This window comes from Paraburkholderia ginsengisoli NBRC 100965 (assembly GCF_000739735.1).
Classification (GTDB): Bacteria; Pseudomonadota; Gammaproteobacteria; order Burkholderiales; family Burkholderiaceae; genus Paraburkholderia; species Paraburkholderia ginsengisoli.
The window spans coordinates 85,776-105,199 of sequence record NZ_BBJF01000020.1; the positions used below are offsets into that span (position 1 = coordinate 85,776).

The window sequence follows — 19,424 nt, forward strand, 5'->3', positions numbered from 1 at the left end:
GGAACCGGGCAGCCGCCAGGCGGCGGTTGCAATCCGCCAGTCACGGAAAGTATCCAGAAAGTCGAGCATGACGCGCAATCCACAGGAACGACGTACACCGGAACAGATCCGCGCGGGCAACAGGCGGATCGGTCTCGTGATGCTGGCCGTCGCAGCGATCTTTTTCGCGAGCGTCATCATCAAGCAGTGCTGGTTTGCCTGAGACAGCCGTAGCTGTTCCAGTCTGTTTGCAGGTTTGTTGAGGATTGAGATGTCGACGCAACCGCCGGCCCAGGCCGACCGCTCTTTCAACCGTTCGATGTTGATCAAGCTGTTCATCGTCGCCTTGATGATGTTCGGCTTTGGCTTCGCGCTGATACCGATGTATCGCGCGATCTGCCAGATCACCGGCATCAACAACCTCGTGCAGCGCGATGCCACGGCGCGCGAGGCGAAGAATACGCAGGTCGACATGAGCCGCACGATTTCGATCGAGCTCGATGCGAACGCGCGCGGCCCGTTGGGTTTCAAGCCGGAGCAGCGTAGCCTCGACGTGCATCCGGGCGAAGTGACGACAGTAATGTACGAAGTGAGCAACGAACAGGCGCGCACGATTCAGGCGCAGGCCATTCCGAGCTACGCGCCGAAGCAGGCCACCGAGTACTTCAAGAAGATCGAGTGTTTCTGCTTTACGCAGCAGACGTTGACGGCGAATCAGACCAAGCGCCTGCCGGTGGTGTTCGTGGTCGATCCGAAGTTGCCGAAGGATGTGAAGACCATCACGTTGTCGTACACGTTCTTCGAGTTGAACACGCCGGCAGCGGCGAAGGCCGGGAGCGCGGGGCCCACGGCCAACACGGCGGCGACCGCCGCCAATCCCGCCTGACGGCGTGAGCCGAGGGCGAAGGAAGACGAGACACGATGAGCGAGAACGGCGGCAGTCCGCGCAAAAGTAGTTTTGGCCAGTCGATGCGTGCCGTGCTGTGGTCGTTTTTCGGCGTGCGCAAGCGCCGCGATCTGGAAGCGGATGCGACGCAGTTGAACCCGCTGCATGTGATCGCGGCGGCGCTGATTGCCACCGCAATCCTGATTGGCGTGCTGATCCTGGTCGTGCGCGTCGTGGTGGGGTAGGCGTTCACGTGGACCTTCAGGTGCATGAGCGGCGAGCAGCGAACAGGGCAACGTGAAGCAGAGCCCAAGAATTAGAGTGAAGCGGTGCGGTATCGACGCGCCGCCGAAGATACAGCCGGTGATTCCGGAACAACTGGACTGAAGTGGAGAATCAAGAAATGAGCGGTCAAAACGAGAGCCCGTACTATTTCGTACCGCATCCGTCGCGGCATCCGATCAGCGCCGCTGCCGGCTTGCTCGTCATGCTCGGATCGCTTGCGGCCTGGATCAACGAGCAGAGCTGGGCGCCGATCGGCGTCTTCGCGGGCTTGTTGTGGCTGCTCTTTACGCTGTGGCACTGGTTCGGCGACGCGATCGCCGAGTCGGAAGGCGGCATGTACGGCAAGAATGTCGACAAGTCGTATCGCTGGAGCATGAGCTGGTTCATCTTCTCCGAAGTGATGTTCTTCGGCGCGTTCTTCGGCGCGCTGTTTTATGCGCGTGAAATCGCGATGCACCAGCTCGGCAGTCTCGACTACAAGCTGATCTGGCCGGATTTCTCGGCAGTGTGGCCGAACAATGGTCCGGCAGCGCTCGTGTCGACCTACAAGTCGATGCAGCCGTGGCCGGTGCCGACCATCAACACGGCGTTGCTGTTGTCCTCGGGCGCCACGCTGACGGTCTCGCACCACGCGCTGCGTGAAAATCATCGCAAGAAGGCGATCATCTGGCTGGCGGCGACGCTCGTGCTCGGCGTCTGCTTCCTGTTCCTGCAAGGCTTCGAATATTTCCACGCGTACAACGAACTGAATCTGACGCTGGCGTCGGGCGTGTATGGTTCGACGTTCTTCCTGCTGACGGGCTTCCACGGTTTCCACGTGTTCCTTGGCGGCACGATGCTGGCGGTGGTGCTGGCGCGCCTGATCCGCGGACACTTCACGGCGGAGCATCACTTCGCGTTCGAAGGCGCCGCCTGGTACTGGCACTTCGTGGACGTCGTGTGGCTTGGGCTGTACGTCGTCGTGTACTGGCTGTAACGGAATCCGGCCCGCGCCGACCGGCTAGCCGGAATGGGTGCGGGCCATTCGCGCGACGTCCTTCCGGCGGAGCGCACGAGCAGTATGCAAGCACGCAAGGAGCGCCGCCCTCGACCTGTCAGGGCGGCGTTTGTTTGTCTGCAACAGGTCGCGTGAGGTCCGCTCCACCTGAATTTTTTGGCGAGCTTAACGCCCGTAAGGAATACCGGTCGACTGAATCCAGCCCATCCAGTGCGCGAACAGGATGAACAGGAACAGCGAGATCGACAGGCCCACCCGCGTGGCGAGCGACCAGACCATCCGCTTGGTTTTGCCCTTGTCGTGCATCATGAAATACAGCGCCGACACCATGCTGGCGATGATCAGGACGAAGGCGATGGGAACGAGAATGTGCATGGAACCAGCTGAAACCCGGAAGCGCAGAGGCAAGAGGTTTATTATCGCACCGCGCGCAGGCGTTTGCCGCGGGGTCCGGGCGGTGTCGCATGCGATGCCGGAGTGCGTTCGATGAAATTCCGGCTGATTCCCGCGCTGCTGATTCTGCTAGTGATCGTCGTGACGGTGCGGCTCGGCTTCTGGCAGCGTGATCGCGCGCATCAGAAGGAAGCGCTCGAAGCGCACATCTCGCAGTTCGAAAATGCGCCCGCGCAGCCGGTGAGTGCCGCGCCGGTCGAACTGAAGGACATCGAATTTCATCGCGTGAAGGCGCGCGGCAGTTTCGTCGCGGACAGGGTCGTGTATCTGGATAATCGTCCGTATAACGACCAGCCGGGTTTTTACGTCGTGATGCCTTTTAAACTGGCCGGCGGCGGTTACGTGCTGGTCAATCGCGGCTGGCTGCCGCGCAACATGAGCAATCGCGAGACCATCGCGCCGTACACGACGCCACAAGGCGAAATCGAAATCGAAGGGATCGCGCGGGCCGACGCGTCGCGCGCGTTCGAACTGGGGCAGGGCGGTTCGGCTGCGCATCAGGCGATTCGTCAGAATCTCGATATCGCCGCGTACGCCGCGGAAACCGGGCTGCCGCTGCAATCGTTCGTGATCCAGCAATTGAGCGACGACGGCGACCAACTGGTGCGCGACTGGCCCGCGCCGACTAGCGGCGTCGAGCGTAATTACGGCTACATGTTCCAGTGGTGGGGCATGGCGGCCGCGGCCTTGGGCTTTGGTCTGTATGCCGCACGCCGCGCCGCGAGAAAAGAGCACGCGCCCGGCGCGTAAGCGGAAGCGCACGCGCTATCCGCGAGCGGGAAATTACGCATGCACGCATGCAGCACACCCACGGCGCGCGCAGCGCCTATGACGCAACACATTCGGCTGAGACCGGTCCGCTTACCGACCGGCAAGCCGCGCATTCATTGAAAGAGGTCCTGTAGTGTCGACGCAATCTCCCCGTTCGCCGCAAGGCGGCAAACCCGCCGCATCGAAAGCGATGCCCGGCCAACCCAACGGCAAAGGTTCCTGGCAGCGCGGCCGCTGGATGCTGCTGCTGCTGACGATCATCTGCGCCGCGCCGATCGCCGTGTCGTATTTCATGTACTACGTGATCAAGCCGAGCGGTGGCAGTACCAGCTACGGCACGCTGATCGACCCGCAACGGCCGATTCCGGACTCGCTCGTAGTCACTGGCGAAGACGGCAAGCCGGTGAAGCTCGCGACGCTGCGCGGCCACTGGCTGATGATCTCGGTCGACAACAGCGCCTGCGACAAAGCGTGCGTCACCAAGCTCTACTTCATGCGACAAATCCGCGCAGCTCAGGGGCCGGAACGCGAGCGGGTCGTGGAAGTGTGGCTGCGCACCGATGCAGGCAAGGTCGCCGACGTGATACAAACCGCCTATCCCGACACCAGCATGATGATCGCCGATCCGGCGCAGGTGTCTGCATGGCTGCCCGCCGACACGGGCACCCAGATCACCGACCACCTCTACATGGTCGATCCGAACGGCAATCTGATGATGCGTTTCCCCAAAGATCCGAACCCGAGCAAGATCAAGGGCGACGTGACCAAGCTGCTCAAATGGTCGAGCATCGGCTGATGCCGCAACCTGGGTAAGAGACAGAGTAAAAAAGATGTTCGTATTGCAACTGGCCCTGATCGGTTTGTGTATCGCGTTGCTGCCGCTGTCCTACGTGTGGGTCAAGGCCGACGACAACAAATTCCGCAAGCTGGTCTGGCTGACCACCTTCCTCACGCTCGACCTCGTGATGTTCGGCGGCTTCACGCGCCTCACCGACTCCGGCCTCGGCTGCCCTGACTGGCCGGGCTGCTACGGCACATCGTCGCCATTCATCGCCCACGCTGCGATTGCCGCCGCGCATCAGGCGATGCCCACTGGGCCCGTGAGCATGACGAAGGCCTGGATCGAAATGATCCACCGTTACTTTGCGATGGCGATCGGCGTGCTGATCATCGCGCAAACGGTCATTGCGTGGACCGCACGCATCAAGCGCCGCCCGCTGCATGTGTCGCCGTGGTGGCCGACTTCGCTGCTACTGCTAATTCTCGTGCAGGGTGCGTTCGGTGCGTGGACCGTGACGATGAAACTGCAGCCGGTCATCGTGACGACACACCTGCTGCTCGGCCTTGCGCTGCTCGGCACGCTCGGCTGGCTGGCGGCTCGGCTCACGCCCTTGCCGGCTTACGAGCCCGAAGCCGCGCGCTGGCGCGCGGCGGCGCTGGCGGGTCTGGCGCTGCTGGTCGCGCAGATCGCGTTGGGCGGCTGGGTGAGCACGAACTACGCGGTGCTCGCGTGCACGGACTTTCCGACCTGCAACGGCCAATGGATTCCGCCGATGGACTTCGCGCACGGCTTCCATCTGTGGCGTGCGCTCGGCATGACCGGCGACGGCGACGTGATCACCCAGGACGCGCTGGTGGCGATCCACTGGACGCATCGCACGTTTGCGTTCGTGGTGATCGCGTATCTGCTGTGGTTCGCGGCGAAGCTGCGCCGCTTCGAATCGCTGCGTACGCCGGCGAACGGCGTGCTGCTGGTGGTGCTGATCCAGTTCATCACCGGGCTGTCGAACATCGTCCTGCAATGGCCTTTGCCGATTGCAGTCGCCCATAACGGCGGGGCCGCGATCCTGCTGCTTTTGCTCGTTATGTTAAACTTTCGGATCGCTTATAGCCGTCCCGGCCGCGCCGTGCTCCCAGCGCGCGATGCCGCGCCAGCGTGACTCCACATGGACAGCACAACACTCTCCCAAACGCCCGGTAGCCGGGTCTCCCAGTACATCGCCCTGACGAAGCCGCGCGTCACGCAACTTGCCGTGTTCTGCGCCGTCATCGGCATGTTCCTGTCGACGCCCGGCATGGTGCCGTGGACCGTGCTGATCGGCGGCACCGTCGGCATCTGGCTGCTGGCCGGCGCCGCGTTCGCGATCAATTGCCTCGTCGAACAGAAAATTGACGCGAAGATGCGCCGCACGTCGTGGCGTCCGTCCGCGCGCGGCGAAATCACCACTACGCAAATTCTGTTGTTCTCGGCCGTGCTCGGCGGCCTCGGCATGTGGACGCTCTACACGTTTGCCAATCCGCTGACCATGTGGCTGACGCTGGCCACGTTCGTCGGCTATGCGGTGATCTATACGCTGTTGCTCAAGCCGGCCACGCCGCAGAACATCGTGATCGGCGGCGCGTCGGGCGCAATGCCGCCGGCGCTCGGCTGGGCCGCGGTCACGGGCCATGTACCGGGCGACGCGTGGATTCTGGTGCTGATCATCTTCGTGTGGACGCCGCCGCATTTCTGGGCGCTCGCGCTGTATCGCCGCAAGGACTACGAAAACGCCGGCCTGCCGATGCTGCCGAACACGCACGGCGAGAAGTACACGCGCCTGCATATCCTGCTGTACACGGTGATCCTGTTCGCGGTCACACTGATGCCGTTCGTCTCCGGCATGAGCGGCGTGGTGTACCTCGTCGCAGCGGTGCTGCTGGGCGCCGTATTTCTCGCGTATGCGTGGAAGATCTATCGGGAATACTCGGACGATCTGGCGCGCCGCACCTTCCGTTATTCGATCGTCTATCTGTCGCTGCTGTTCGCCGCGCTGCTGATCGACCACTATGCGCGCGTCCTGATCGGCGCGTAATACCCATGCTCAAAAACCGCTTCGCGCGCGTGGCGCGTGCTGCCGTGATCGCTTGCGCGCTGGGCGGCGCGATGCTGGTGGCGGGCTGCGGCAAGCAGCCGCCGGCGTTCACCAATCTCGATATCACCGGCAATACCCAATTCGCGAGCGATTTCTCGCTACCCGACACGTCCGGCAAAATCCGCACGATGGCGGACTACAAGGGCAAAGTGGTGGTGCTGTTCTTCGGCTACACACATTGCCCGGACGTTTGCCCGACCACGATGGCCGAGCTCTCGCAGGCCTTGCAGCAACTCGGCCCGGAAGACGCGAAGCGCGTGCAGGTGCTGTTCGTCACAGTCGACCCCGCGCGCGACACGCCGGAGCTGCTAGGGCAATACGTGCCAGCGTTCAATCCGACCTTCGTCGGCTTGCGTCCCGCCGACGAGGCACAACTCGCCCAACTCGCGAAAAGCTTCCGCGTCTATTACGCGAAGGTGCCGGGCAAGACACCCGACAGCTACACGATGGATCACACCGCGGCGAGTTATGTGTTCGACACGCAAGGCAAGTTGCGTCTGTTCGCGCGCGACGGCCAGGGCGCCACGCCGTGGGTCCACGATATCAAGCTGCTGCTCGACTGATACGCGGCAAATAAACATGGGCGCGTGAGCGGATCACGCGCCCATTTTTCAACTCCCCTCGCTGCAACTGCAGAAAATGCCGACTGAGCCTCAGGCCGGTATCGGCAGATTCAATCCCGGCGGAAGCCGCGTCGTCTTGAACTCCGTCACCTCGTAGCGCGCGAGATTCTGCTCGGCGAACGGGTCGCTGGCGAGGATCCGGTCTAGCTTCTCGCGCTCGATGCGCACCGCCAGGATGATGCCGCCGTCGCGCGGCACTTTCGGCCCGGCGGCCACGAACACCCCGGCTTCGAACTGCTTCGCCAGAAACGCGCGGTGTGCTTCGAGCGCGTCGTCAATGCGTTCAAGCGATGCGGTGTAGATAAGGTTGATCACATACATAAGCGTCTCGCAGGCAATTGGACGAGCCGCGCGCATGGGCGCGAGCGGCTACGGACTTGAATTATCGGGGAGCGCACGATTTATTGCGCGTAAGACCCGCCCGCGATTCGCTGCGCCGCGCCGCCGGATCCCTCAAGTTGGCCGTCCGCCATGCCGATATCTCTAAGGCAATCGTTTGCGCGTAGCGCGAGGCCGCACGCTCGCGCCGCGAATCGAGGACGAATCACACGAGAGAGATCACAACAATGAGCAGGATGAGTTTGAATCGCAAACTATGGCTGTCGCTCGCGCTCGTATGGCTCGGGCTGCTGGGCGTCGGCCTGTGGAGCGCGGTCGAAACACGCAGCACGATGCTGGCGGAGCGCAAGGCGGGTATGGTGAACCTCGTCGACGCGGCGCAGGGCATCGTGAGCGGTTACTACGCGCAGTCGCAGAGCGGCAAGTTGAGCGAGGCCGACGCGCAGCGCGAAGCGCTCGCCCGTCTCGCGACGATGCGCTACGGCGACTCCGGCTATCTGTTCGTGATGGACTCGAAGCCGGTCGTGCTGATGCACCCGACGCTGCCGCAAATGACCGGAAAGCCGGTCGGCGATTTCAAGGACCCGGACGGCAAGCTGCTGTACGTGGCGATCGTCGACGCGGCCAAGGCGAGCGGGCGCGGCTTCGCGCAGTATCGCGGACGTCTGCCGCACAGTGAAACGGCGGTGCCCAAAATCAGCTACGTGGTGCGTTTCGCGCCGTGGGACTGGAACATCACGAGCGGCGTCTTCATCAAGGACATCGACACGGTGTACTACGAAACGCTGCTCGGCCACCTCGTGGTCGTGCTGGTGATCGGCGCGGTCATTTCGCTGGCGATGGTGCTGATCATCCGCAACGTGCGCGCGAGTCTCGGCGGCGAGCCGGACCAGGCGGCGCGGCTCGCGGCGAGTATCGCGCAGGGCGATCTCACGCACATCGTCGAGGTCCGCCAGCAGGACACCACGAGCATGCTGGCCGCGATGCGCGACATGCAGAACCGTTTGCAGCGGACGATCGGCGAGATCCGGCGCTCAGCGGAATCGATTGCGTCGGCGACCCAGCAGATTGCCGCCGGCAACGGCGATCTGTCGCAGCGTACCGAACAGCAGGCGGCGTCATTGCAGGAGACCGCGGCGAGCATGGAGCAGCTCACCGCGACGGTGAAGCAGAACGCCGACAATGCCCGTCAGGCGAGCGGCCTTGCGCACAACGCGTCCGAAATCGCGACGCGTGGCAACGACGTGGTGAGCCGCGTGATCGGCACGATGGGTGAGATCAACGACAGCTCGCGGCAAATCGCGGACATCATCGGCGTGATCGAGGGGATCGCGTTTCAGACCAACATCCTGGCGTTGAACGCGGCGGTGGAAGCCGCGCGCGCTGGCGAGCAGGGGCGCGGCTTCGCGGTCGTCGCCGGCGAGGTGCGCAGCCTCGCGCAGCGTTCGGCCACGGCGGCCAAGGAGATCAAGCTGTTGATCGGCGCGTCGGTCGAGCGCGTGAACAATGGGTCGACGCTGGTCCAGCAGGCCGGCGCGACGATGGGCGAGATTCTCCAGGCGGTGCAGCGCGTGACCGACATCATGGGCGAGATCGCGGCGGCATCGGAGGAGCAGAGCAGCGGCATCTCGCAGGTCGGCCGCGCGGTCACGCAGATGGACGAAGTCACGCAACAGAACGCCGCGCTGGTCGAGCAGGCGGCGGCTGCGGCGGCCTCGCTGCAGGATCAGGCGGCGCGTTTGCGCGACACGGTGAGCGCTTTTCGGGTGAGCGGCGCTGCGAACGGGGCAGCGGTTGAACGCGCGGTGGCTGGGGCTGGGGCTCGGGCGGCGCGTGGCGCGGCGTTGGCGGCGCTTCCGGCGGCAACGCGCGATGGCAGCGCGGCGGCTCAGAACAAAGAAGGGGCCACGCGCGCCGAGCCGAAGCTGCCTGCGCCTGTGTCGGCCGCGGCCTCGACGCGGGCCGCCCCGGCTGCTTCGGCGGCGACCGCCCGGCCCGCGTCAGCGCGCCCGTCCACCGACACGACCAGACACACTTCCACAACCACCGCCGCCGCGGACAGCGACTGGACCACCTTCTAATCACCACGCCGACCGCGTGCCCGTCTTCCGCGCACGCGGTCCCGCGTCGTTCATACGCATACCAATATGCGATCCCGATATTTCCCATCCTGCCGCGCATATGAGACCATTTAGGGCTCAGTTGGCGGCGCGCGCGCATCGGCGCGTGCCGCCGCCGGCTTCCACCCGAATTCGATACCGAGCAGAGCATCGGTAAGAAACAGTCGATTAGAAACAGCGAGAATCACATGCAGCGCAGAAACCTCCTCAAAGCCCTCTCCGCAGTCGTCGCCGGCGCGGCGATCTTCACCAGCTTCGGCGCCCATGCCGACGACAAGGTGATCAAGGTCGGCACCATCGGCGGCCCGGATGCGCAAATCTGGGAAGTCGTCACCAAAGTGGCGAAGCGTGAAGGCTTGAACGTCAAGGTCGTCGAGTTCAACGACTATGTGCAACCGAACGCCGCGCTCGACGCCGGCGACCTCGACGCAAACAGCTTCCAGCACCAGCCGTATCTCGACAGCCAGATCAAGCAGCGCGGCTACAAGCTCGCCAACGCCGGCCTCACGTACATCTCGCCGCTCGGCGTCTATTCGAAAAAGCTGAAGTCGCTGAAGGACCTGCCGCAAGGCGCGAAGGTCGCGGTGCCGAACGATCCGTCGAACGAAAACCGCGCACTGCTGTTGCTGCAGGCGCAAGGACTGATCAAGCTGAAGGCCGGCGCGGGCACGGGCGGCAATAACGCCACGCCGCTCGATATCGCCGAGAATCCGAAGAAGATCAAGTTCGTCGAACTCGACGCCGCGCAACTGCCGCGCTCGCTGTCCGACGTCGACGCCGCCGTGATCAACACGAACTTCGCGTTGGCCGCCGGCCTGCAGCCGACCAAGGACGCCATTGCGCTGGAAGACATCCACAGCCCGTACGCAAACCTGATCGCGGTGCGTGCGCAGGACAAGGACAAGCCGTGGGTGAAGAAGCTGGTCGCCGCGTATCAGTCCGAAGACGTGCGCCAGTTCATCAAGACCCAGTTCAAGGGTTCGATGGTTCCGTCGTTCTAACCGACGCGCGCCGGGCAGGCGCAGGCGGCGACGCCCGCAGCGCCTGCCGCTACAGTCCCAGTTCCCATCTTTCGATGTTCAGATCCTTGCCGAAACGGCGCTCAGCCGTCGTGCCGGCAAGCTTGAAACCGGCGCGCTCGCAGAGCCGCCGCGGTTCCCCGAGCGAGCTGGCCGTCGTCAGCGTGAGCCTCGTATAACCCGCCCGCCGCGCAAACCGCACGCCTTCGCTGAGCAACTGAGTGCCGATGCCCAGGCGCTGCACGTCTGGCTCGACCCATAGCAGGCGCACGCTGGCCATCGTCGTCGATACGCCGACGATGCACACCGAGCCGACCACCATGCCATCCTGTTCGGCGACCCAGCACATCTCGCGCAGCGGATCGTCGCGCTGCGTGTAGTCGGCGACGACCCGCGCCAGCAATCCCTCGAACGTTCGATCCCAGCCGTATTGCGCGGCAAACCACTGCGCCTGCCGATGCACGAGCCAGCTACACTCGCCCGCGCGCGGCGGCCGCAGCGTCACGAGGTCGTGGTTGGGTTGGTCGCGCAGTAGCCGCTCGATGAGTTTCATCGCGGTAATCAGCTGTTCCTGCGACAGCACGGTGAGGCGGCCGAGCAGCGCCGACACTTCGTCGATGGCGGCGGCATCGAGTGGCTCGTAGGCCGCGTGGCCCTGACCGGTGAGGGCGATCAGCGACTGGCGCGCGTCCGATTCGGATGGGCGGCGCGTGATCAGATCGCGTCGTTCGAAACTGGTTAGCAGGCGGCTGAGATAGCCGCTGTCGAGCCCGAGCGAGCGTCCCAGCACGGAGGCCGTCTGCGCATCGCCGCGTGCGAGCTCGCGCAGCACGCGCACCTCTGTCAGCGAGAACGCGCTCTTCGCCAGATGCTCATGCAACGCGCCGATGTGCTGGGTATAGAAGCGGTTGAAATGGCGGACGACCTGAGCGCGCCGCCGCGCCTCGGAATCAGTCAAGTGCTGCTCCCCGGGGAATTTTCTAGGATTGATATCCCGCACTATATTTGAACGCCTGGCGTGCGCAAAGCCGCGCCAGACGAGGACGCGCTGAACTGGTATTGAAGAGGTATCAATCAGGCTCTCTCATCGGTTTGGTCGGGAGACAGGCGGGAGCCGTCCTGGCCTCGTCCGGGGCACGCATACGGGTAAATCCTTAGCGCAAAAATGCCGCAGCCGACGCCCTCTCACGCCCCGCTGAGCCTTATCCGGCAAGGCTTTGCGCGCATTCATACCAGCATGGAACCATTCGGTTGACTGGTATTATGTTGGTTATATAATGGGCTCTCATTTTTCGTAGGCCAAACTATTCGCGCTGGCCGCCGGAGCCCCATGGAAACTCGCTGGTCCGCACTGATGCCTGACGCCCGCAACGTCACGCCGCTCTATTTGCAGCTCGCGCGCAATCTGGCGACGGCGATCCATTGCGGCGTGTGGTCGGCCGGCGAGGCGCTGCCGTCCGAGCGCACGCTGTCGGACGCGATCGGCGTGTCGCGCATCACCGCACGCAAAGCGATCGAGTTGCTGGTCGAGCAAGGTTTGATCCGGCGCGCGCGCGGCGCGGGCAGCTTCATCACACCGCGCGTCGAAGATCCGCTGTCGCGGCTCACCGGTTTCACGAAGAAGATGCAGCAGCGCGGCTTCCGGCCGGATTCGGTGTGGCTCGAGCGCGATATCCGCGCCGCCAACCGCGACGAGCTGGTGCACCTCGGACTGTCGCCGGGCGCGGCGGTCGCGAGTCTGCGGCGGCTGCGGCGCGCGGACGGCATCGTGATGGCGGTCGAACATTCGGCGCTGCCGGCGTCGATCGTGCCCGATCCGCAGGCCATCGGGGTGTCGCTTTACAGCTATCTGGAGCAGCGCGGCGCGGCGGTCGTGCGCGCGTTGCAGCACTTCCGGGCGGTCAACGCATCGAGCGAGATCGCTTCGCTGATGGACATCGAACCGCGCACGGCGCTGCTGGTCATTACCCGTATCGGCTATAGCGCGGACCAGCGTGCGATCGAACTGACCGACACCTATTGCCGCGACGACTACTACGACTTCGTCGCTGAATTGCGCACCTGAGCCGCCGGGCGGCCCGCGCGGCCAGCCGCCGGACGCGGCGCCCGCAAGCGCGATTCAGTCACACCCGTATCACGCCTCACCAGGAAGACTCATGCTGACCGGAAACATACTGACCACCGATGGGTGGATTCACGGCACGCTCGAATACGAAAACGGCCGCATCACGGCGCTCACCGGCGAGCGCGTCGATCCGTCGACGAACGACGCGCCGTACATCCTGCCCGGCTTCATCGATCTGCACGTGCACGGCGGCGGCGGTTCCGACGTGATGGAAGCCGGTGACGCGATCGAAGTGATCGCCCGCACGCATGCGCGTTACGGCACGACGAGCCTGCTCGCCACCACGATGACCGCACCGCGCGACGAGCTGATGAACGTGGTCGCCGGCCTCGGCAACAACGCGAAGGTGCGCACGCCGGGCGGCGCGCGCGTGCTCGGCGTGCACCTGGAAGGGCCGTACATCAACCCCGGCAAGCTCGGTGCGCAACCTGACGCGGCGGTCTCGGCGGTGATGGACGAAGTGCTGAAGTATCTGTCGATCGCGCCGATCCGCGTGGTCACGCTGGCGCCGGAAATCGCCGGTCATATGGAGATCATCTCCGCGATGGCGGCGCGCGGCGTGCGCGTGCAGCTCGGCCATTCGCTCGGCACCTACGACGACGCGGTCGCCGCGCTCAAGCATGGCGCGTGCGGCTTCACGCACCTGTTCAACGCGATGTCGCCGCTGCATCACCGCAATCCTGGACTGGTGGGCGCGGCGCTCGCGCATGCCGAATTCGCCGAAATCATTCCCGACCTGCTGCACGTTCATCCGGGCGCGATCCGCGCCGCGTTGCGCGCGATTCCGCGCCTGTATGTGGTGACGGACAGCACGTCGGCCACCGGCATGCCCGACGGCGAATACCGCCTCGGCAGCCAGCACGTGACGAAGTGCCTGGGCGGCGTGCGTCTCGCCGACGGCACGCTCGCCGGCAGCACCCTGACGATGGATCAGGCGCTGCGCAACCTTGTGTCGATCGGTCTGCCGATCGCCGATGTATCAAACCGTTTGTCGCGCTATGCCGCCGACTATCTCGGTATCGAGGACCGCGGCCGTATCGCGCGCGGCGCCTGGGCCGATGTGGTCGTGTTCGATCGTGAACTGGCATTGACCGCGACTTACGTCGAAGGAGAAGCAATTGTCGAATATGCTTAAAGAGGCGCTGGCGTCCGCTGAAACGGTCGCCGCGCAACTCACGGACACCTCGCGCGTCGCCGCGCTCGCGGCGAAGCTGGCGGAGCAGCCGCGCCATGTCGCGCTGACAGTCGCGCGCGGCAGCTCGGATCATGCGGCGAGTTACTTCGCATCACTAACGATGAGCCGCCTCGGCGTGCCGGTCGCGTCGCTGCCGATGTCGGTCGCGACGCTGCAACAGGCGCCGCTGCAGGTGCGCGATCAGCTCGCGCTGGCGTTCTCGCAATCGGGTAAGAGCCCGGATCTGGTCGGCACGATGCAGGCTCTGCGCAACGCGGGCGCGTTGACCGTGGCCGCCGTGAACGCGCCGGGCTCGCCGCTCGCCGATGCGTGCGAATGGCAACTGCCGCTCGTCGCCGGTCCTGAACTGAGCGTCGCGGCCACCAAGAGCTACATCGCGATGCTGTCGATTTCCGCGCAACTGGTCGCGCATTGGCAGAACGACGCCAAACTGCTCGGCGCGCTCAACACGCTGCCCGAGGCGCTGCAACGCGCGGGCAAGCTCGACTGGTCGAACGCCGTCGACGAACTGCGCGGGGTCGAACGCATGATCGTGATCGGCCGCGGTCTGGGTCTGGCGATCGCGCAGGAAGCCGCGCTAAAGCTGAAGGAAACCTCCGGCATTCAGGCCGAAGCGTTTTCCAGCGCGGAAGTGCGTCACGGTCCAATGGAACTGATCGACCGCGACTACCCGCTGCTGGTGTTCGCGCCGCGCGGCCCCGAACAGGCGGGCCTGCTGCAACTCGCGCACGACATGCGCGCGCGCGGCGCGCGCGTGCTGCTCGCCGCGCCGGACGACGTGTCCGACGCCACGTTGCCGCTGGCATCCACCGCTCACGCGGCGCTCGATCCGATCGCCGCCATCCTGTCCTTTTACGTGATGGCCGCCGGCCTTGCGGCCGCGCGCGGGCGCAATCCCGATGCGCCGCGCCATCTCAACAAAGTCACCGAAACTCACTGACGAGAAATCAGATGCGACGTGTCGAGGAGTCCCGCTTGATGAGCCAATCTGAAGGCCATATTGTTTTGCTTGCGCCGCTGACCGGTCCGGTCGTGCCGCTCGCGAACGTGCCCGACCCGGTGTTTTCGGGCGGCATGTTCGGCGACGGCATCGGCGTCGATCCGCTCGAGGGCCGACTCGTCGCGCCGTGCGACGGTGTCGTTACCCATCTCGCGCGTACCGGCCATGCGGTCACGCTGACGAGCGCCGAAGGCGCGGAGATCTTGCTGCACATCGGTATCGACACGGTCGAGCTGAACGGCAAAGGCTTTGCGCCGATGGTCGAGCAGGGCGCGCACGTGCGTGCCGGCGACGTCCTGATCGAGTTCGATCAGGATCAGATCGCGTTGAATGCACCGAGCCTCGTGTCGGTGATCGCGATTGCCAATTCGGATGCGTTCGAGGTCGTCGAGCGCGCGCAAGGCGGTCTGCTGAAGGCGGGCGAGACGCCGCTGCTGGTGCTGCGTGCGCGCGACGGCGCGGCCGCCGACGCATCGCGCCAACTGAGCGCGACGAAGGTGATGGAAGAAGCGCGTCAGCAGGTCACGCTGATTCACGCGGGCGGTCTGCATGCTCGGCCTGCCGCGCGTGCGCGCGAAGCGGCGCGCGGCTTCGATGCGCGCGTCGAAGTGCGTTACGAAGGACGCAAGGCGGCGATCGAAAGCGTGGTCGGACTGCTCGGCCTCGGCGCGGGTGAAGGCGCGACCGTCGAGTTGCTCGGTGTCGGCCCGCAAGCGCAGGCCGCGGTCGATGCGATCGCTCGCGAACTGACGCGCGAAACGCACGGCGAAGTCGAAGAGAAGCCGGCGCGTCAAAGCTCGCCGGCGCCGCAAGCGGTGGCGCGCCCGGCGGGCGAAGCGCTCGCGCCGAACACGCTCGCGGGTGTTAGCGCGGCGCCGGGCATCGCGGTGGGCAAGCTGGTGCGCTGGGACGACGCGGACATCGATCCGCCGGAGCAGGCGAGCGGCACGTCCGCCGCCGAAAGTCGTCTGCTCGACAAGGCGATCGCCACTGTCGATGCCGATCTCGACACGACCGTGCGCGATGCGTCGCAACGCGGCGCGGTCGGCGAAGCGGGGATTTTCGCGGTGCATCGCGTGCTGCTCGAAGATCCGACGCTGCTCGACGCCGCGCGCGATCTGATCAGTCTCGGCAAGAGCGCCGGCTTTGCGTGGCGCGAGGCGATCCGCGCACAGATCGGCATCCTAAGCAAAGTGGAAGACGCGCTGCTCGCGGAACGTGCCGCCGATCTGCGCGACATCGACAAGCGCGTGCTGCGCGCGCTCGGCTATACGAACGCGGCGGCGCGTACGCTGCCCGAAGAAGCCGTGCTCGCGGCTGAAGAGTTCACGCCGTCCGATCTATCGTCGCTGGATCGCTCGCGCGTCACCGCGCTGGTGATGGCACGCGGCGGTGCGACCTCGCATGCGGCGATTCTCGCGCGCCAGGCGGGCATTCCCGCGCTGGTCGCGGTCGGCGATGCGTTGCACGCGATTCCGCCGGGCACGCAGGTGGTGGTCAACGCGAACACCGGCCGCCTCGAATTCGCACCGACCGAACTCGACGTCGAACGCGCGCGTCTGGAACGCAGCCGTCTCGCCGACGTGCGCGAAGCCAATCGCCGCACGTCGCAGCAAGCGGCAGTGACGGCCGATGGCCGCGCAATCGAAGTGGCCGCGAACATCGCCACGCTCGACGACGCGAAAGCCGCCGTCGACAATGGCGCCGATGCTGTTGGCCTGTTGCGCACCGAACTGCTGTTCATTCATCGCGCGGCGGCGCCCACCACCGACGAACATCGTCAGAGCTACCAGGCAATTGTCGATGCATTGAGCGGACGCACCGCGATCATCCGCACGCTGGATGTCGGCGCGGACAAGGAAGTCGACTATCTGACGCTGCCGCCCGAACCGAATCCGGCGCTCGGCCTGCGCGGCATTCGCCTCGCGCAAGTGCGCCCGGATCTGCTCGACGATCAGTTGCGTGGCCTGCTCGCGGTGCAGCCGCTCGGCGCGGTGCGCATCCTGCTGCCGATGGTCACCGATGTCGGCGAGCTGGTCCGCATCCGCAAACGCATTGACGAACTGGCTAGCGAAGCGGGTCGCACGGAACCGATCGAAGTCGGCGTGATGATCGAAGTGCCGTCGGCGGCGCTGCTTGCCGATCAACTCGCGCAACACGCGGATTTCCTGTCGATCGGCACCAACGATCTGACGCAATACACGCTCGCGATGGACCGCTGCCAGGCCGATCTCGCCGCGCAAGCCGACGGCCTGCACCCGGCGGTACTGCGGCTGATCGCGGCGGCCGTGCAAGGCGCTGACAAGCATGGCAAATGGGTCGGCGTGTGCGGCGCGCTGGCCGGCGATCCGCTCGCGATGCCGCTGCTCGTCGGCCTCGGCGTGACCGAGTTGTCGGTGGACCCGGTGTCGGTGCCGGGCATCAAGGCGCGTGTGCGCAACCTCGATTATCAGCTGTGCCGTCAGCGCGCCCAGGATGCTCTGGCGCTCGAATCGGCGCAGGCGGTGAGAGCAGCAAGCCGCGAAACCTGGCCTTTGGACTGAACCCCACGCGGTCCGCAACCAGCTTCGCATCGTGACTACGTATAGCAATAAAACCTGACGACGACACTCGACCACGAGTTAAGGATTGGAGATATCAATGGATGGAAATCCGTTTCTGAAGATTCAGCGCCTGGGACGCGCGCTGATGCTGCCGATCGCGGTGCTGCCGGTTGCCGGCCTGCTGCTGCGCCTGGGCCAGCCCGATGTGTTCAACATCAAGATGATCGCCGACGCCGGCGGTGCGATCTTCGACAATCTGCCGCTGCTGTTCGCGATCGGCGTGGCGGTCGGCTTCGCGAAGGACAACAACGGCGTGGCGGGTCTTGCGGGGGCGATCGGCTATCTGGTGCAGATCGCGGTGATGAAGGACATCAACGACAAGCTCAACATGGGCGTGTTGTCCGGTATCGTCGCCGGTATCGTCGCGGGCCTCCTGTACAACAGATACAAGGACATCAAGCTGCCCGATTACCTCGCGTTCTTCGGAGGGAAACGCTTCGTGCCGATTGCCACCGGGGTGGTCTGTCTTGGACTCGGCATAGCATTCGGCTACGTGTGGCAGCCGGTGCAGGCCGTGATCGACACGGCTGGCCACTGGCTGACCACGGCGGGCGCGCTCGGCGCATTCGTGTTCGGCGTGCTGAATCGTCTGCTGCTGGTCACGGGCTTGCATCACATCCTCAATTCGCTGACGTGGTTCGTGTTCGGCACCTTCACGCCGCCGGGCGGTGTCGCTGTGACGGGCGACCTGCATCGCTTTTTCGCGGGCGACCCGACCGCGGGCACGTTCATGACGGGCTTCTTCCCGGTGATGATGTTCGGCCTGCCGGCGGCGTGTCTCGCGATGTTCCATGAAGCACCGAAGGAGCGCCGCGCGGTGGTCGGCGGCCTGCTGTTCTCTATGGCGCTGACCTCGTTCCTGACGGGCGTCACCGAGCCGATCGAATTCAGCTTCATGTTCCTCGCGCCGGTGCTGTACGTGATCCATGCGCTGTTGACCGGGCTGTCGCTCGCGATCTGCTCGGCGCTCGGTATTCACCTCGGCTTCACGTTCTCGGCGGGGTTCATCGACTACGTGCTGAACTTCGGCCTGTCGACGAAGGGCTGGTGGGCGATTCCGATCGGCCTCGTGTATTCGGTTGCGTACTACGGGCTGTTCCGCTTCTTCATCCGTAAATTCAACATGGCGACGCCGGGCCGCGAACCCGCTGCCGCCGACGAACAGGTCGATTCGTTCAGCGCAGGCGGTTTCGTTTCGCCGGCAGCGGGTGCGGCCGTGCCGCGCGCGCAGCGCTATATCGCGGCGCTGGGCGGCGCGGCGAATCTGTCGGTGGTGGATGCGTGCACGACGCGCCTGCGGTTGTCGGTGGTCGATGCGAACAAGGTCTCCGAGAGCGAGCTGAAGACGATCGGCGCGCGTGGCGTGCTCAAGCGCGGCTCGAACAACGTGCAGGTGATCATCGGGCCGGAAGCGGACATCATCGCCGATGAAATGCGCACGGTGATCGCGCAGGGCGGCGGCGAGGCGGTGAAGCCGGCTGCTGCTGTAGCCGCTGCCGCGCCTGCGGCAAGCGCACCGGTAGCGGCGGCGACGAACGCGCAAGGCGGCCCGCTCGACCCGGATCCGCTGCGCTGGCTCGCGGTGTTCGGCGGCGCGGGCAACGTGGTCTCGCTGGATGCGGTGGCGTCGACGCGTCTGCGTGTCGTCGTGCGCGATGCGTCGGCGGTCGATCGTCAGCGTCTGGCGACGCTCGATACCGCGTGGGTCTCCGGCGACACGTTCCATATCGTCGTCGGCGAAGCGGCGCAGCGTTACGCCGCGCGGCTGGCGACGCGCATGTCGGAGAGCGGCGGCGCAACGCCGTTGCCCGCCTGACGCATGCGAGCCTGCTGAGCGGGCGGCCTGCGCAGGCTGACGTTCGGCAAACGCGATAACGCGGCAATAAAAGAGCGGCACCTTGATTCAAGGTGCCGCTTTTGCGTTTACCGACTCGCGCTCAGCGGGCGCCGCTTAGTGCGCTTTGGTCTTTGCCACGTCTGGCGACGCGGAAACCTGAAGCGGCGGCGCCAACGCCAACGCCGTCGCCCGCACGCCGCATGCAAGTCTGCTGCACTGGCGGCCTGCGCAGGCTGACGTTCGGCAAACGCGATGACACGGCAATAAAAAAGCGGCACCT

19 protein-coding genes are annotated in these 19,424 nt (G+C 65.1%); 16 read left to right on the plus strand and 3 right to left on the minus strand.

Features of this window, described 5'->3' with window-relative positions:
• Window positions 1-67: 67 nt before the first annotated feature.
• From BGI01S_RS30870 to BGI01S_RS24675, 4 genes are all read left to right on the plus strand, one after another.
• The gene (locus BGI01S_RS30870) at window positions 68-202 is read left to right on the plus strand and encodes a cytochrome oxidase small assembly protein (RefSeq protein ID WP_042328734.1); all 135 of its coding nucleotides are present in this window, start codon (window positions 68-70) and stop codon (window positions 200-202) included.
• A 48-nt stretch (window positions 203-250) separates the two neighbouring features.
• Entirely contained in the window at window positions 251-865 is a 615-nt protein-coding gene (locus BGI01S_RS24665) for a cytochrome c oxidase assembly protein (RefSeq protein ID WP_042328735.1), read from the plus strand.
• Between the two features lie 35 nt (window positions 866-900).
• Window positions 901-1,110 (plus strand): DUF2970 domain-containing protein, encoded by a 210-nt coding sequence (locus tag BGI01S_RS24670; RefSeq protein WP_042328736.1) that lies wholly within the window; start codon window positions 901-903, stop codon window positions 1,108-1,110.
• A gap of 158 nt (window positions 1,111-1,268) precedes the next feature.
• A complete protein-coding gene (locus BGI01S_RS24675) occupies window positions 1,269-2,126 on the plus strand; it encodes a cytochrome c oxidase subunit 3 (RefSeq protein WP_042328737.1) in 858 nt (285 codons plus the stop codon).
• Window positions 2,127-2,312: 186 nt separating this feature from the next.
• Here BGI01S_RS24675 and BGI01S_RS24680 read toward each other — a convergent pair whose 3' ends face one another.
• Window positions 2,313-2,522, minus strand: coding sequence for a twin transmembrane helix small protein (locus BGI01S_RS24680; RefSeq protein WP_007179452.1), 210 nt, complete (start codon window positions 2,520-2,522; stop codon window positions 2,313-2,315).
• A gap of 111 nt (window positions 2,523-2,633) precedes the next feature.
• Here BGI01S_RS24680 and BGI01S_RS24685 point away from each other — a divergent pair, with 111 nt between their 5' ends.
• From BGI01S_RS24685 to BGI01S_RS24705, 5 genes are all read left to right on the plus strand, one after another.
• Window positions 2,634-3,350: an SURF1 family protein gene (locus BGI01S_RS24685; RefSeq protein ID WP_042328739.1), complete on the plus strand. Its 717-nt coding sequence runs from the start codon at window positions 2,634-2,636 to the stop codon at window positions 3,348-3,350.
• A 154-nt stretch (window positions 3,351-3,504) separates the two neighbouring features.
• Entirely contained in the window at window positions 3,505-4,167 is a 663-nt protein-coding gene (locus tag BGI01S_RS24690; RefSeq protein ID WP_042328740.1) for an SCO family protein, read from the plus strand.
• A gap of 34 nt (window positions 4,168-4,201) precedes the next feature.
• Window positions 4,202-5,311, plus strand: coding sequence for a COX15/CtaA family protein (locus tag BGI01S_RS24695; RefSeq protein WP_042328741.1), 1,110 nt, complete (start codon window positions 4,202-4,204; stop codon window positions 5,309-5,311).
• Between the two features lie 6 nt (window positions 5,312-5,317).
• Window positions 5,318-6,223, plus strand: coding sequence for a heme o synthase (gene cyoE / locus BGI01S_RS24700; RefSeq protein ID WP_042328742.1), 906 nt, complete (start codon window positions 5,318-5,320; stop codon window positions 6,221-6,223).
• Between the two features lie 5 nt (window positions 6,224-6,228).
• Window positions 6,229-6,846, plus strand: coding sequence for an SCO family protein (locus BGI01S_RS24705; RefSeq protein ID WP_042328743.1), 618 nt, complete (start codon window positions 6,229-6,231; stop codon window positions 6,844-6,846).
• A gap of 90 nt (window positions 6,847-6,936) precedes the next feature.
• Here the strand turns inward: BGI01S_RS24705 and BGI01S_RS24710 are convergent, their stop codons facing one another.
• The gene (locus tag BGI01S_RS24710; RefSeq protein WP_042328744.1) at window positions 6,937-7,227 is read right to left on the minus strand and encodes a YciI family protein; all 291 of its coding nucleotides are present in this window, start codon (window positions 7,225-7,227) and stop codon (window positions 6,937-6,939) included.
• Window positions 7,228-7,481: 254 nt separating this feature from the next.
• Here BGI01S_RS24710 and BGI01S_RS24715 point away from each other — a divergent pair, with 254 nt between their 5' ends.
• Both BGI01S_RS24715 and BGI01S_RS24720 read left to right on the plus strand, forming a co-directional pair.
• On the plus strand, window positions 7,482-9,326 hold the full coding sequence (locus BGI01S_RS24715; protein ID WP_042328745.1) for a methyl-accepting chemotaxis protein: 1,845 nt from the start codon (window positions 7,482-7,484) through the stop codon (window positions 9,324-9,326).
• Window positions 9,327-9,553: 227 nt separating this feature from the next.
• Complete coding sequence (locus BGI01S_RS24720) at window positions 9,554-10,366, plus strand: MetQ/NlpA family ABC transporter substrate-binding protein (protein WP_042328747.1); 813 nt, start codon at window positions 9,554-9,556, stop codon at window positions 10,364-10,366.
• Between the two features lie 49 nt (window positions 10,367-10,415).
• On the opposite strand, the gene BGI01S_RS24725 is transcribed toward BGI01S_RS24720, so the two are convergent.
• Complete coding sequence (locus BGI01S_RS24725; RefSeq protein ID WP_042328748.1) at window positions 10,416-11,342, minus strand: bifunctional helix-turn-helix transcriptional regulator/GNAT family N-acetyltransferase; 927 nt, start codon at window positions 11,340-11,342, stop codon at window positions 10,416-10,418.
• A gap of 372 nt (window positions 11,343-11,714) precedes the next feature.
• Here BGI01S_RS24725 and BGI01S_RS24730 point away from each other — a divergent pair, with 372 nt between their 5' ends.
• From BGI01S_RS24730 to nagE, 5 genes are all read left to right on the plus strand, one after another.
• The gene (locus BGI01S_RS24730) at window positions 11,715-12,449 is read left to right on the plus strand and encodes a GntR family transcriptional regulator (RefSeq protein ID WP_042328750.1); all 735 of its coding nucleotides are present in this window, start codon (window positions 11,715-11,717) and stop codon (window positions 12,447-12,449) included.
• A 91-nt stretch (window positions 12,450-12,540) separates the two neighbouring features.
• Window positions 12,541-13,644, plus strand: a complete 1,104-nt coding sequence (gene nagA, locus BGI01S_RS24735) for an N-acetylglucosamine-6-phosphate deacetylase (RefSeq protein ID WP_042328753.1) — start codon at window positions 12,541-12,543, stop codon at window positions 13,642-13,644.
• Window positions 13,637-14,644, plus strand: coding sequence for an SIS domain-containing protein (locus tag BGI01S_RS24740; RefSeq protein ID WP_042328755.1), 1,008 nt, complete (start codon window positions 13,637-13,639; stop codon window positions 14,642-14,644). Before nagA ends, BGI01S_RS24740 begins: the two co-directional genes overlap by 8 nt.
• 11 nt (window positions 14,645-14,655) lie before the next feature.
• The gene (ptsP, locus tag BGI01S_RS24745) at window positions 14,656-17,247 is read left to right on the plus strand and encodes a phosphoenolpyruvate--protein phosphotransferase (RefSeq protein ID WP_084585487.1); all 2,592 of its coding nucleotides are present in this window, start codon (window positions 14,656-14,658) and stop codon (window positions 17,245-17,247) included.
• A gap of 97 nt (window positions 17,248-17,344) precedes the next feature.
• Entirely contained in the window at window positions 17,345-19,123 is a 1,779-nt protein-coding gene (nagE, locus tag BGI01S_RS24750; RefSeq protein WP_042328761.1) for an N-acetylglucosamine-specific PTS transporter subunit IIBC, read from the plus strand.
• Window positions 19,124-19,424: the final 301 nt, after the last annotated feature.

Coding starts and splice junctions, on each gene's coding strand:
- BGI01S_RS24720 (WP_042328747.1), top strand. CDS start 9,554: ATGCAGCGCAGAAACCTCCTCAAAGCCCTCTCCGCAGTCGTCGCCGGC.
- BGI01S_RS24685 (WP_042328739.1), top strand. CDS start 2,634: ATGAAATTCCGGCTGATTCCCGCGCTGCTGATTCTGCTAGTGATCGTC.
- BGI01S_RS30870 (WP_042328734.1), top strand. CDS start 68: ATGACGCGCAATCCACAGGAACGACGTACACCGGAACAGATCCGCGCG.
- BGI01S_RS24740 (WP_042328755.1), top strand. CDS start 13,637: ATGCTTAAAGAGGCGCTGGCGTCCGCTGAAACGGTCGCCGCGCAACTC.
- BGI01S_RS24670 (WP_042328736.1), top strand. CDS start 901: ATGAGCGAGAACGGCGGCAGTCCGCGCAAAAGTAGTTTTGGCCAGTCG.
- BGI01S_RS24675 (WP_042328737.1), top strand. CDS start 1,269: ATGAGCGGTCAAAACGAGAGCCCGTACTATTTCGTACCGCATCCGTCG.
- cyoE (WP_042328742.1), top strand. CDS start 5,318: ATGGACAGCACAACACTCTCCCAAACGCCCGGTAGCCGGGTCTCCCAG.
- BGI01S_RS24680 (WP_007179452.1), bottom strand. CDS start 2,522: ATGCACATTCTCGTTCCCATCGCCTTCGTCCTGATCATCGCCAGCATG.
- BGI01S_RS24705 (WP_042328743.1), top strand. CDS start 6,229: ATGCTCAAAAACCGCTTCGCGCGCGTGGCGCGTGCTGCCGTGATCGCT.
- BGI01S_RS24715 (WP_042328745.1), top strand. CDS start 7,482: ATGAGTTTGAATCGCAAACTATGGCTGTCGCTCGCGCTCGTATGGCTC.
- BGI01S_RS24695 (WP_042328741.1), top strand. CDS start 4,202: ATGTTCGTATTGCAACTGGCCCTGATCGGTTTGTGTATCGCGTTGCTG.
- BGI01S_RS24665 (WP_042328735.1), top strand. CDS start 251: ATGTCGACGCAACCGCCGGCCCAGGCCGACCGCTCTTTCAACCGTTCG.
- BGI01S_RS24730 (WP_042328750.1), top strand. CDS start 11,715: ATGGAAACTCGCTGGTCCGCACTGATGCCTGACGCCCGCAACGTCACG.
- BGI01S_RS24710 (WP_042328744.1), bottom strand. CDS start 7,227: ATGTATGTGATCAACCTTATCTACACCGCATCGCTTGAACGCATTGAC.
- nagA (WP_042328753.1), top strand. CDS start 12,541: ATGCTGACCGGAAACATACTGACCACCGATGGGTGGATTCACGGCACG.
- nagE (WP_042328761.1), top strand. CDS start 17,345: ATGGATGGAAATCCGTTTCTGAAGATTCAGCGCCTGGGACGCGCGCTG.
- ptsP (WP_084585487.1), top strand. CDS start 14,656: ATGCGACGTGTCGAGGAGTCCCGCTTGATGAGCCAATCTGAAGGCCAT.